This is a genomic window from Rhizobium sp. BK313 (assembly GCF_014193655.1).
GTDB lineage: Bacteria > Pseudomonadota > Alphaproteobacteria > Rhizobiales > Rhizobiaceae > Rhizobium.
Genome location: NZ_JACHZQ010000002.1, coordinates 412,497 through 424,589, shown reverse-complemented (window position 1 = coordinate 424,589; position 12,093 = coordinate 412,497). Strand labels below are relative to the sequence as shown.

Genomic DNA, 12,093 nt, shown 5'->3' with positions numbered 1-12,093 from the left:
CCGTCGGGCGAACCAATGCAAATCCAATCGATCAGCCGCCGAATACCGAATGTTGGGCAAGTCTCAGAAACCACGACGGAAATAGGCCGATACCGATGGTGCCGGCGGCAGTGAAGGCCAGCGTGGCGCGCACCAGGGGCGTCAGCGCCGGGGTGAAGGCCCTCTCTGGCTCGCGCATGTAGATCACCATGACGATGCGGATGTAAAAATAGGCGGCAACGGCGCTCAGCAGCACTGCGACCACCGCCAGCACGACGAAACCTCGATCGACGAGCGCGACCAGCACGTAGAACTTGGCGAAGAACCCGGCCGTCGGCGGAATGCCGGCGAGCGAGAAGAGATAGAGCAGCATTAGAAGCGCAAGCCCGGGATGCGACTTGGCCAAACCCGCATAATCTTCGATGACCTCGCCCGAAAAATCGCCATTCCGCATCATGATGACGGTAGCGAAAATTCCGAGATTCATGAACGAGTAGATCAGCAGGTAAAGCATCACGCTGGCGATGCCGTCCGGACCACCGGCCACGACGCCGAAAATGGCGAACCCGGCATGGGCGATGCTGGAATAAGCGAGGAGGCGTTTGAAGTTATCCTGCACCAGCGCCACGAAACTGCCGAGTGCCATCGTCGCCACCGCAATGACTGCAACGATGATCCAAACGTCTGAGGCTGCGACAAGAGGGTTGAGGAACACCCGCAGGATCACCGCGAATCCCGCCGCCTTCGGGCCGACCGACATGAAAGCGGTGATCGTCGTCGGCGCGCCTTCATAGACGTCCGGCAACCACATGTGGAACGGAACCGCGCCGACTTTGAAGACCAGCCCCGCGACGATGAAAACCACCGCGAGCAGCAATCCGGGATCGAGTGGATTACCGGTCACCGCCGCAGCCATCCCGTCCAGCTGCGTCGTACCGGTGAGCCCATAAACCAGCGAAACGCCGTAAAGGAAAATCCCGGTCGAGACCGAGCCGAGGATCACGTATTTCAGCGCCGCTTCGTTCGACCGGCGCTGCTGCCGCAGAAAGCCGGTCAGCACATAGGTGCAAAGCACCATCAGTTCGAGGCCCACATAGATCGACAGAAGATCGGTCGCCGAGGCCAGGATCATCATTCCCGAAAGCGTAAAGAGCAACAGGACATAGTATTCGCTGCTCCCGATCCCTTCGATATCGGCATATTTTCGTGAAAGGAGGAATGTCAGAACGGTGACTAGGTAAAACACGAGCTTGAAGAAGACTGCGAAGCGGTCGGCGATGAACATACCAGCGTAGGCGGGCCGGACCTCGTTTGCCAGCAGAAGCGTAACCAAAGCAGCGATTGCCACGACCGCAACGGAAGCCCAGACAAGGAAATATTCCTGTTCCTTCCTCACAAGCTGCCCCAGGATCAGCAGGATGCAGGCCCCAGTGACGACCACGATCTCGGGCATGCTCGCTAGGATCGACTGGAGAAGCGCGGCGTCAGTCATTGGCCGCCCCCTTTACCGTGCACCTGCGCCAGCAGATGCTGCACCGAGACATCGATGATATTGAGAAAGGGTTTCGGATAGAGCCCGACCCAAAGCACGAAGACGGCCAGCGGCAAGATCGCAACCATCTCGCGGGCATTCACGTCGCGTACCTTGAACCGGACGCCGGCGCTGGGCGGACCCAGTGCGACTTTCCCATACATGCCGAGCAGATAGGCGGCACCCAACAATGCACCCAAAACGGCAGCCGCGCCGGCGGCCAGGTTGGCCGCAAACCCGCCTGACAGCACCAGCAACTCGCCCACGAATGAATTCGTTCCCGGCAGCGCCATCGACGACAGGGTGAACAGCGCAAGAAACGCGGTATAGACCGGCGCCACCTTCATCAACCCACCATAATCCGCAATGCTGCGAGTGTGGGTCCGCTCGTAGATCAGGCCGACGAAAAGAAACAACGCGCCCGTCGTCATGCCATGATTGAACATTTGCAGGATGCCGCCCTCGAGCCCGCGGAGGTTCAGCGCAAAAATTCCCAATGTCACGAAGCCCATGTGGCTGATGCTGGAATAAGCCACCAGCTTCTTCAGGTCGTCCTGCGCCAGCGCAAGCAACCCGCCATAGACGATCGCAAGCGCCGAAAGCGCCAGCATCAACGGCGAATAGTATACCGACGCCTCCGGCAGCATCGGCAGGGAAAACCGCAGGAATCCGTAGGCACCCATCTTCAGGAGCACACCGGCTAAGATAATGCTGCCCGCCGTCGGCGCCTGCACATGGGCGTCCGGCAGCCACGTGTGGACGGGGACCATCGGCACCTTGACCGCGAAGGCGATCAGGAAGGCGAAGAACAGCCAGGACTGGACCCGGAACGGCAAATCCTGTGCGGTAAGCGCGAGGATGTCGAAGGTCTTGCCGCCGTGGAAATAGAGCACGATGACACCGATCAGAAACAGCAGGCTGCCCGCAAGTGTGTAGAGGAAGAATTTGAATGCTGCATAGACCCGGCCGTCGCCGCCCCAGACGCCTATGATCAGGTACATCGGGATCAGCATCGCCTCCCAGAAGACGTAGAACAGGAACAGGTCGAGCGCGCAGAACACCCCCAACATCAGCGTCTGCATAACCAGCAGACTGACCATGAACTCCTTTACCTTGCGGTCGATCGCGACCCACGAGGCGAGCACGCAGATCCAGCCCAACAGAGCGGTCAGAAACACGAAGAGCACGCTGATCCCGTCGACGCCAAGCGCATAGGTGATTCCGAGTGCGGGCACCCACGGGCGCGTCTCGGCGAACTGCATCGCGTGGCTGGTGGTATCAAAGCCGGCCAGCATGGCGATGCAGAAAGCGAGGTCGAGGACGGTGACGCAGAGCGCCGTCCACCGCACCGCATCGTCGCCACGCAGAAACATCAGAACCGCTGCCCCCGCGGCAGGCGTGAATACGATGAAGCTGAGGAGCGGGAACCCCATGCCACCCCCCTACCGCCAGGCCACGGCGAAGACGACGATGGCTGCGGCCACACCGACGATCATCGCCAGTGCGTAATGGGTGACGACGCCGGTCTGCAGCTGTCGCAGTCGCCCGCCGCCACGCAGGATCGTGCGGGCAACGCCGTTCACGACTGCGTCCACGCCGGCGAGATCGATCCGCAGTCCCGCTCGCGCCGCGCCATGCAGGAAGGGCAGCGCCACGGTCTCGGATAGGTCGCTCACCGCCTTTTCGTAGCGCGCCAATGGTTTTTCGGCGAGCCATAGGAAAAGCCGCGCGCCTTTGCGATAGAACCAGTCGGTGTCGATGCTGATCGTGTTCTCGGGGTCGAGCGCCTTGAGGAACAGTACGAATCCCAGCGCGGTGAACATCAGCAGGCCGAGACTCTCCGTGACATGCAGGCCCGTGTAGGGTTCGAAGTCGACCGGATAGGGCAGAAGCGCATAAAGCGGCTGGGGGAACACGCCGATCGCAATGCAGAGCACCGCCGCCATGGCCATCGCAACCAGCATGTTGCGCGGCGGCTCGCGCGCCTCAAGTTTCCGATCCGTGCCGAAAAACATGTAGTACGGGAGCTTCAACCCGGTGTGCAGGAACGTCCCCGACGAGGCCATCGTCAGCGCCAGCACCACCAGCGCCCGATGATCCTCTCCAGCGGCTGATATCACCATCGATTTGGTGACAAAGCCCGAGAAGAACGGAAATGCCGAGATCGCGAATGCGCCGACCATGTAGAGTGCCACCGTCACCGGCATGGTCTTGTAGAGCCCGCCGAGCTCGGTGAGCTTGCGCCGCCCGGTGACGTAGATCACCGCCCCGGCCCCCATGAACAGCAGCGCCTTGTAGAGGATATGCGCGAAGGCATGGCTGGCGGCTCCGTTCACCGCCATCTCGGTCCCGATGCCGATCCCCGCCACCATGTAGCCCACCTGGCTGACAATGTGATAGGCCAGGAGCCGCCGGCAGTCGTTCTCCAGCACAGCGTAAACCACACCATAAAGCGCCATCACCGTGCCGAGCCAAACCAGAAGCTCGGTGCCCGGAAACGCCCGCGCCAGGACGTAGACGGCGGTCTTGGTGGTAAAAGCACTCAGAAACACCGCCCCGGTGACGGTCGCCTCCGGATAGGCATCGGTGAGCCAGGCGTTGAGCGGCGGCACCGCCGCATTAAGGATGAATCCGGCGAGGATCAGATAGGCGCCGACGCCCATCCCGCCGTCGATCGGCCCCCGCTCCATCGGACCAAAAAGCAGCGAGCCGGTCGCAAGCCCGTTTAGAATGATGCCGCCGAGCAGAACGACGCCGCCGGTGACATGGACCATGAGATACCGGAACCCTGCTCGGATCGCGGGTCCGCCGCGCTGCGCGAAAACCAGGTAGGCAGAAGCGAATGCCATGGCTTCCCAGAACATGTAGAGGGTCAGGTAATCACCGGCGAATACCACGCCAAGTGCGCCGCCGACGTAGACGAAGGCCGCCACGTGCTGGCCTGCGTCCGTCAGATGCAGCGCATAAACCATGCCGATCAGCGCCATGATGGTGAAAACGGTAGCGAAGACGATGCTCAGCTTGTCGACTTTCGCGATCAGGATTTCCTGGCCGATGAACCGCGCCTCGCCATAGCTGCCCGGCTGGATCGTGAGTACGACAAGGATCGCCAGCGCCGGGATCAGCAGCAGATAGGCCTTGCGGATAGACCCGCTGAGGAACGGGATCGGCACAGCGCCGATAATGAAGAGCAGGGCCGGATGGATGAAGTCAGTCATAATAATCCTCGCGCCGCATCAGCCCGACCCGATGACCGAGGAATTTGGAAACGAAGATGAGCAATATGCACGAGGCGAAGCCATAGACGGCGGACCAGCCAGGCAGGCGATCCCACAGGTATTCGGCGTGTTCGCGCGGGACCAGAAAGTCAGCCGCGACGATGAGAATGAGCACCAGATAGAACAGTTGGCGCCGCCGCCTCGCATAGCCTTCGTCACCAAAGAAATCGATGAGACGCTTGATCATCTGACCACTCCATCCGCCAGGGTGAGGAAATAGCCGGGAAAGATGCCCATCAGCACCGACAGGATCGCGGTCGCAACGAGCGGGATGGTGACCATCGGAATTTCACGAACCGTCGTCGGGCTTTCCTGCGCCTCCGTCCCGAAAAAGGCGGCATAGCTGACCGGCAGGAAGTAGGCCGCGTTCAGGATCGAGCTCACCAAGAGCACGACAAGGAACGCGATCTGCCCCGCCTCGACGGCGCCCAACGTCAGATACCATTTGCTGATGAAGCCCGCGGTCGGCGGCACGCCGATCATGCTCAGCGAAGCGATGAAAAATGCGCCCATCGTCCAGGGCAGCCTGCGGCCGATGCCGGCCATGTCGCTGATGTTTCGCTTGCCAGACGCGCAATAAATCGACCCGGCACAAAAAAAGAGTGTGATCTTGGAGAATGCGTGGGCAGCGATGTGGATAATGCCACCGACCATCGCGACTGGCGACAGCAGAACCGCGCCCAGCACGATGTAGGAGAGCTGGCTGACCGTCGAATAGGCGAGCCTCGCCTTCAGGTCGTCCCGCGTCAGGGCATAGACCGATGCCATCAGGATCGTGAAGGAAAGCAGATAGGCCGTGGCGATGCCGAGGCCCAGCTCCCCGACCAACTTGACGCCGAAGACATGGAACACCACCCGCAGCAAGCAAAACACGCCCATCTTGACGACGGCCACTGCATGCAAGAGCGCGCTGACCGGCGTCGGCGCCACCATCGCGGCAGGCAGCCAGGCGTGCATCGGCATTACCGCCGCCTTGGCGAAGCCGAAGAGGTAGCAGAAATAGACGACCGTCAGCAGCGCCGCTGAGGCATTGGCGCCCGCCAAAAGCCCCCCCTCCCTAAAATCGAGCGATCCCGCAATGGTGTAGGTCAGCGCCAGCGCGGCAAGCAGCAGGCTTTTCGAGGCTCCCATCAAATAGACAAGGTACTTGTGGGCGCCCCTCCACCCTTCTTCGTCCTCGTGGTGGTAGACGAGTGGATAGGTAACGAGGCTGAGCACCTCATAGAATATCACCAACGTGAACAGATTGGCGGCGAAGGCGCCTCCGACGGCTGCCGCAAGGCTGGTGGCGAAGCAGGCAAAGAACCGGGTCTGCGCATGCTCGTTCAGGTGCCGCATGTAACCGATGGAATAGATCGCAGCCACGATCCACAGAAGCGACGAGACAGTGGCGAATACCATGCCGAGCGCATCGGCCCGGAAAGCGAAGTCAACCCCCGGCAGGATCTCGAACAGGCGCAAATCGACGGTCCCGCCCGAAAGCACCGTGGGCGCCATCGAGGCGACAATCGCAAACAGGGCGATTGCGGCCAATGGCGAGACTAAATCGCGGAGTTTTTCACGCTTGTTCAGAAGCAGAATTGCTAGGGCCGCCAGGCCCGGGACGGCGACGGCAAGCAGTGGCCGGATCGATATCACCGGGTCCAAGCCGCTATCCTTTCATCATGGTCACGTCGTCGACCTTGAGGGTTGATTTGTTCCTCACAAGGGCAACCAAGATGCCGAGGGCGACGGCAACCTCCGCCGCGGTGATTGCGATGACGAAGATCGCAAAGATCTGCCCGCGGAAATTGTTGTAGTAATGCCCGAAAGCTATGAAGTTGATGTTGACCGAGTTGAGCAGCAGCTCCAGCGACATCAGCACGACCAGAATGTTGCGCCTGAGCAGCACGCCCGCCGCTCCGATCACGAACAGGACTACTCCAAGCATAATAGACCACCAGAGCGGAACCATCACTCCGACTCCTTTCGAGCCAGAACAATGGCGCCGATCAGGGCCGCCAGCAGGATCACGGAGGCGGTTTCGAACGGCAGGAGATAGTCGGCGAAAAATGTCGTGCTGAGTTGCCTGATCTCATCGCCGCCAGGCGTAGCGACGGTCCCCGTGACCGAAAAGCGGCCGCTTCGGAGCACCAGCACAAGCATCTCCACCCCAAGCAGGACGAGCAGCGCCAGAGCTGGCAGATTGCCGCCCGGCAAGAACCGCTGCAACACCGCTTCGCGCACATCGATCATCATGATCACGAATAGGAACAGGACCATGATCGCGCCGACATAGACGAAGATCTGGATGACCGCGAGCAACGGCGCTCCAAGCAAGACGAAGATTGCTGAAATCTGCAGGAAACAAGCCATCAGCGCCAATGCGCTGTGAACCGGATTCCGCGCCAAGACCACCATCAGGGCCGCGATCACGGACACCGTAGCGAACAGAAGAAAGAACCCCTGATCCATCGACGCGACCCTCCCACGCGAGCTGTCACTCGGCGCGAGAGGCCGGATTTGAGATAGCTCCGCACTTCAGGTGCATTCAGAGATTGTGCCCTAGTATTGGATTTTTCACAAGATTATTGTCATTGACAGCGCAAAACTGGGTCGGCCCGGATGCGGCGAAAGCCTCTCGGGAAGCGCGTTACTTCGATAGTGCTCAAGAATTGTCATGCTGACGCACATGGAGGCGGATCTCCCACGACGCGTGACATCCATCGTGGCGGAGATCCAGTTCGCACCGGCAACGCCCTCCGTGCGCCTGGCCAGATCATTGCCCAGACTGGTGCCGAGGCGGTCATCCCCGGCAATCATTCGCGTTGGATCCCCATCCCCCGCGGTCCGATCATCAAATAGATGCGCAACCGCAGAGGATAAATTAAGCGACGGGAAATATCGCTTTTGTCTCCGCCTTGCCTACGCCGGCAATTGGAAGATCCAATTGGCGATCAACACGATGGCGAGGCCGCCGGCAAGCGCCAGATATGGCAGAATACCCGCCTTCTTCACACCCAAATCCTGTCCGACCAGGCCGAGATCGTCCATCGCACCGGCGGGGAACTTGCCGCCATCGCGCACATAGTGCCGATAGGCGAAGACCGGCAGGATCAGCGCGGCGAAGGCAAAGCCGATCCAGAGCGCATTCGCGTAGCCCCAGACCTTGGCGCCTGCGCCAAGGAACAGCGCGTTGACGAAGGCGAGGACGGTGTTGAGACCGATCAGCCAGGTGGGCGCCTTCCAAGGCCGCTCGATATGACCGGAATCCATGCGATGGATCCAGCCCGAGTTGAGATTGAGGAAGTTGAAGATGATGTATCCGACGTTGGAAACGGCGAGCACGAAGAAATAGCCGCTGGTGTCAGACGCAATCGCCAGAAGCGAAAGGTTGAAGGCGAAGTCTGTCCACATCGCCCTGGTCGGCGCACCGTTCTCGTTCACATGATCGAGATATTTCGGCAGCCAGCCGTCCTTTGAGCCCTGGTAGAGCGTGCGCGAGGAACCGGCCATTGCGGTCATGATGGCGAGGAACAGTGCCAGGATCATCAGGACAACGAGCAGCTGCGTGACGATCCGACCGGCGCCGATCAGGCCGCCGAGCGCCTCGGCGACGCCGGTGCCGTCGACGATGCCTGGCGCCAGCATGCCGGCATGACCAAGAACGCCCTGAAAAGCGAAGGGCACGAGGAAGAAGAAGATGCAGCAGGCCAGTCCCGAATAGAATATCGCCTTGAAGGTATCCGTCTTTGGATTCTTTAGTTCCCGCGTATAGCAGACTGCGGTCTCAAAACCGTAGGTCGACCAGGCGGCAATATAGAGGCCGCCGAGGAAGAGCGTCCAGCCGCCGTTGCTCCAGGTTCCATCGGTGGCGGCGTAAGCCGCTGTCGGCGGCAGCAGACCGGTGACGTTGCTGGAGACGATTTGGCCGCTGACGATCGGATAGACGCCAATAATCAGCAGCGGCACGAGCACGATGATGGCGAGCCACTTCTGCACGCTTGCCGTCTCGGAAATGCCGCGATGCTGAATCGCGAAGATGATCAGCATCAGGATGCCACCGATGAAGAAGGTGGCGTTGATGTTGGCTGTGGCGAGAAAGGGAATATTGAAGCTGAAAAGGGACCAATTGCGAATGGCGGGCGTCAAGGCGGCAACGCCATCGGCGCTCAGCAGCGCTTTCACGGCATCATCGGGCAACGTCCCGGCATGGGCGGCAATATATTCGGCGACACGCGGGCTATCGGCGGCAATAGACGTGGCGTGCGCGCTAATCCAGCTCAAGACGGCCTGCGAATCCGCCGCCGGAATCGGGAAAAAGGCATTGAGAATATAGCCGGCTGCAATGGCGCAACCGAGCGAAAGCACCGGCGACCAGGCGAACCAATTGCACCAGACGGAGAGCGGCGCAATGAACTTCGAATAGCGCAGCCATGCCGTCGCGCCATAGACCGAGGCACCGCCGGACTTGTTGCCGAACATGCCGGCAATTTCCGCATAGGTGAAGGATTGCAGAAATCCCATGATCATCGAGATGATCCAGACGACGAAGGCAAGCTTGCCCGTCGTACCGGCGATGCCGCCGATGGAAAAGAGAACGAGCGGTGGCACGCCCGCAGCAACCCAGAATGCGCCCTTCCAATCGAGCGCGCGTATAAGCTTACCTTCGGTGCCGGCTGCAACGCCGGCGTCGACTAAATCCGTCATCGATGAAGTTCCCCATTCTGTTGTTCCGGACGTATCTCTCGTACGTCTCCCTGAACGTGCCTCCCATGGCATCGCAGGCCTGCCGGTGGTTTTAACATCCGTATTCCCACACGGATATTTCCGAGTCTCGACCCTTTATACATAGTGAAGATATTTTCTTTTTAGTCAATATCCCTTTACTTTCGAACGGCATTTTGTCAGCATGATTTGGGTGCCACGATGCACATCATTCCCCGAGAGGGTCACATGCGAAATCTCCATCCGACGATGGCCGGGGTACGGCCCGTTTCGGCAAGCATCGTCCGCTATCCCGGCATTCCGACGCTGTCGCGCGATACCGAACGCTACCGCTGCAAGGGCGGTGGATCGCTCGTCGTGCGCGTCGAGCCGGGCGACCATGTCACGGTGACCGACAGCGAGGGCGGTCAGGCCTGTGAGCTTTCTTTTCTCGATAGGAACGGGCATTTCCAGTCAGAGGGCCTCGGCACCACCTTTACGAATGCCGCCGAAGGGCTGAAGGGCGTCTTGTCCTCGAACGCGGAAAGTGCGATCCGCACCCGTACCGCCCTTGAGCGTCGTGGCGCCGATCTCGCTTCGGCTGGTGCCGTTCGAATCTTCGGACAGGCCTCGTTACCTGGCAGCAAGGCTGAATTTACCATCGCCCTGGAAGGCCTGCTGATCGTCGCAGCGCCGGGTGAAGCCATGTCACCGGAGGCACAGGATACGGCAACGCCCATCGAGATCAGGATCCGGCGCAGCCGGCTTACTCGCGATTATCTCTCCGCCCTGCCAGAGCCGATAGCCGATCCGATCGAAGATATCCGCATCAGGGCCGCCACCGCGTCCGCCTATTTCGTCCGGGCGGGAGAGTTCATCCAGATCATCGACGTCTATGGCCGCCAATGCACCGATTTCCAGGCCTTTGCCGCACGCAAGGTGGATAAGGGACTGGATCTGGCGCTCGATTCCACCGTCACGCGCACCTTGCTTGGCCGTAGTTATCCGGCGCCGGGCCTGCCGTCCAAAGCTTTCGACCGCGATTTCGAACCGCTGGTAGAGATCGTCCAGGACACGGTCGGCCGCCACGACGCCTTCGCGACCGCGTGCAACTCCCGTTATTATGACGATATGGGCTATCCGGGGCATGCAAACTGCACCGACAACTTCAATGCAGCGCTGGCACCTTATGGCATCGCCGGTCGCAAGGGCTGGGAAGCACTCAACTATTTCTACAACACCAATATCGATCACAACAATCAGCTCTATCTCGACGAGCCCTGGTCGCGACCGGGCGATTATGTGCTGATGCGGGCGCTGACGGATCTTGTCTGCGTCTCCTCCTCCTGCCCTGACGATATCGATGCGGCAAACGGCTGGGATCCGACGGATATCCATGTCCGTACATTTTCCGGAAAAGAGAAATTCTCACGAGCGGTAGCTTATCGCATGACCCCTGATGCAGACGCCGAACTGACGCGGGAAACCGCCTTCCACCCCCGCCTCTCCGCCCTGACGCGGGATTACACCGAATATCGCGGCTACTGGTTGCCGAACCGGTTTGCCGCCGAAGGCCCAGTCGAGGAATATTGGGCCTGCCGGGAGCGAGCGGCGGTTATCGATCTCTCGCCGCTTCGCAAGTTCGAGGTCACGGGACCGGATGCCGAAGAGCTGCTGCAATATTGCCTGACGCGCGATGTCCGCAAGCTTTCGACCGGCCAGGTCGTCTACTCCGCCATGTGCTATGAAAACGGCGGCATGATCGACGACGGCACGCTCTTCCGGCTCGGCGACAAGAATTTCCGCTGGATTGGCGGCGACGACTATAGCGGCATCTGGCTGCGCGAGCAGGCCGAGAAGAAAGGCTTCAAGGCCTGGGTGCGCTCCTCGACCGACCAGATGCACAATATCGCCCTGCAGGGACCGAAGAGCCGCGACATTTTGAAGGAAATCATCTGGACGGCGCCGCGCCAGCCGACGATCGGCGAACTCGAATGGTTCCGCTTCACCGTCGGGCGCATCGGCGGCTTCGAGGGCGCTCCCGTCGTCGTCTCGCGTACCGGCTATACCGGCGAACTCGGTTACGAAATCTTCTGCCACCCCAAGGATGCTTTGACCGTCTTCGACGCCGTCTGGGAAGCAGGCCAACCACACGGTCTGAAGCCCATGGGTCTCGAAGCCCTCGACATGGTGCGCATCGAGGCCGGACTGATCTTCGCCCATCATGAATTTACCGATCAGACCGACCCCTTCGAGGCCGGCATCGGTTTCACGGTGCCCCTGAAATCCAAGGCTGACGATTTCATCGGCCGCGAGGCGCTGATCCGCCGCAAGGAGAACCCGCGCCACCTGCTGGTCGGGCTGGATGTTCAGGCCAATGAGGCGGTTGGTCATGGCGATTGCGTTCATATCGGCCGAGCGCAGGTCGGCGTCGTCACCAGCGCCACACGCTCGCCGATCCTCGGCAAGACGATCGCGCTTGCCCGTATCGACGTGGCGCATGCGGGCGTCGGCACCGCGGTTGAGATTGGCAAACTCGACGGCCACCAGAAGCGCTTGCCGGCGGTCATCGTGCCGCTCTCACACTACGACCCGCAGAAGACGCGGCCGCGATCCTGA

The 12,093-nt window shown here is 60.5% G+C and carries 9 protein-coding genes; 1 reads left to right on the top strand and 8 read right to left on the bottom strand.

Features of this window, described 5'->3' with window-relative positions:
- Positions 1–31 precede the first annotated feature (31 nt).
- The 8 genes from FHT86_RS14300 to FHT86_RS14265 form a co-directional block, all read right to left on the bottom strand.
- Positions 32–1,471, bottom strand: coding sequence for an NADH-quinone oxidoreductase subunit N (locus tag FHT86_RS14300; protein ID WP_133707463.1), 1,440 nt, complete (start codon positions 1,469–1,471; stop codon positions 32–34).
- Positions 1,468–2,943, bottom strand: a complete 1,476-nt coding sequence (locus FHT86_RS14295; protein WP_133707462.1) for an NADH-quinone oxidoreductase subunit M — start codon at positions 2,941–2,943, stop codon at positions 1,468–1,470. Before FHT86_RS14295 ends, FHT86_RS14300 begins: the two co-directional genes overlap by 4 nt.
- Before the next feature lie 9 nt (positions 2,944–2,952).
- Entirely contained in the window at positions 2,953–4,728 is a 1,776-nt protein-coding gene (locus FHT86_RS14290; RefSeq protein WP_133707461.1) for a Na(+)/H(+) antiporter subunit D, read from the bottom strand.
- A complete protein-coding gene (locus tag FHT86_RS14285; RefSeq protein ID WP_133707460.1) occupies positions 4,721–4,975 on the bottom strand; it encodes a hypothetical protein in 255 nt (84 codons plus the stop codon). The genes FHT86_RS14290 and FHT86_RS14285 overlap by 8 nt, the downstream gene beginning before the upstream one ends.
- The gene (locus FHT86_RS14280; protein ID WP_133707459.1) at positions 4,972–6,435 is read right to left on the bottom strand and encodes a monovalent cation/H+ antiporter subunit D family protein; all 1,464 of its coding nucleotides are present in this window, start codon (positions 6,433–6,435) and stop codon (positions 4,972–4,974) included. The genes FHT86_RS14285 and FHT86_RS14280 overlap by 4 nt, the downstream gene beginning before the upstream one ends.
- A gap of 4 nt (positions 6,436–6,439) precedes the next feature.
- Complete coding sequence (nuoK, locus tag FHT86_RS14275) at positions 6,440–6,742, bottom strand: NADH-quinone oxidoreductase subunit NuoK (RefSeq protein ID WP_133707458.1); 303 nt, start codon at positions 6,740–6,742, stop codon at positions 6,440–6,442.
- A complete protein-coding gene (locus FHT86_RS14270) occupies positions 6,742–7,242 on the bottom strand; it encodes an NADH-quinone oxidoreductase subunit J (protein WP_133707457.1) in 501 nt (166 codons plus the stop codon). The genes nuoK and FHT86_RS14270 overlap by 1 nt, the downstream gene beginning before the upstream one ends.
- A 450-nt stretch (positions 7,243–7,692) precedes the next feature.
- Positions 7,693–9,477, bottom strand: coding sequence for an APC family permease (locus tag FHT86_RS14265; protein ID WP_133707456.1), 1,785 nt, complete (start codon positions 9,475–9,477; stop codon positions 7,693–7,695).
- A 246-nt stretch (positions 9,478–9,723) separates the two neighbouring features.
- Between FHT86_RS14265 and FHT86_RS14260 the strand changes: the two genes are divergently transcribed.
- Positions 9,724–12,093, top strand: coding sequence for a DUF1989 domain-containing protein (locus FHT86_RS14260; protein ID WP_133707455.1), 2,370 nt, complete (start codon positions 9,724–9,726; stop codon positions 12,091–12,093).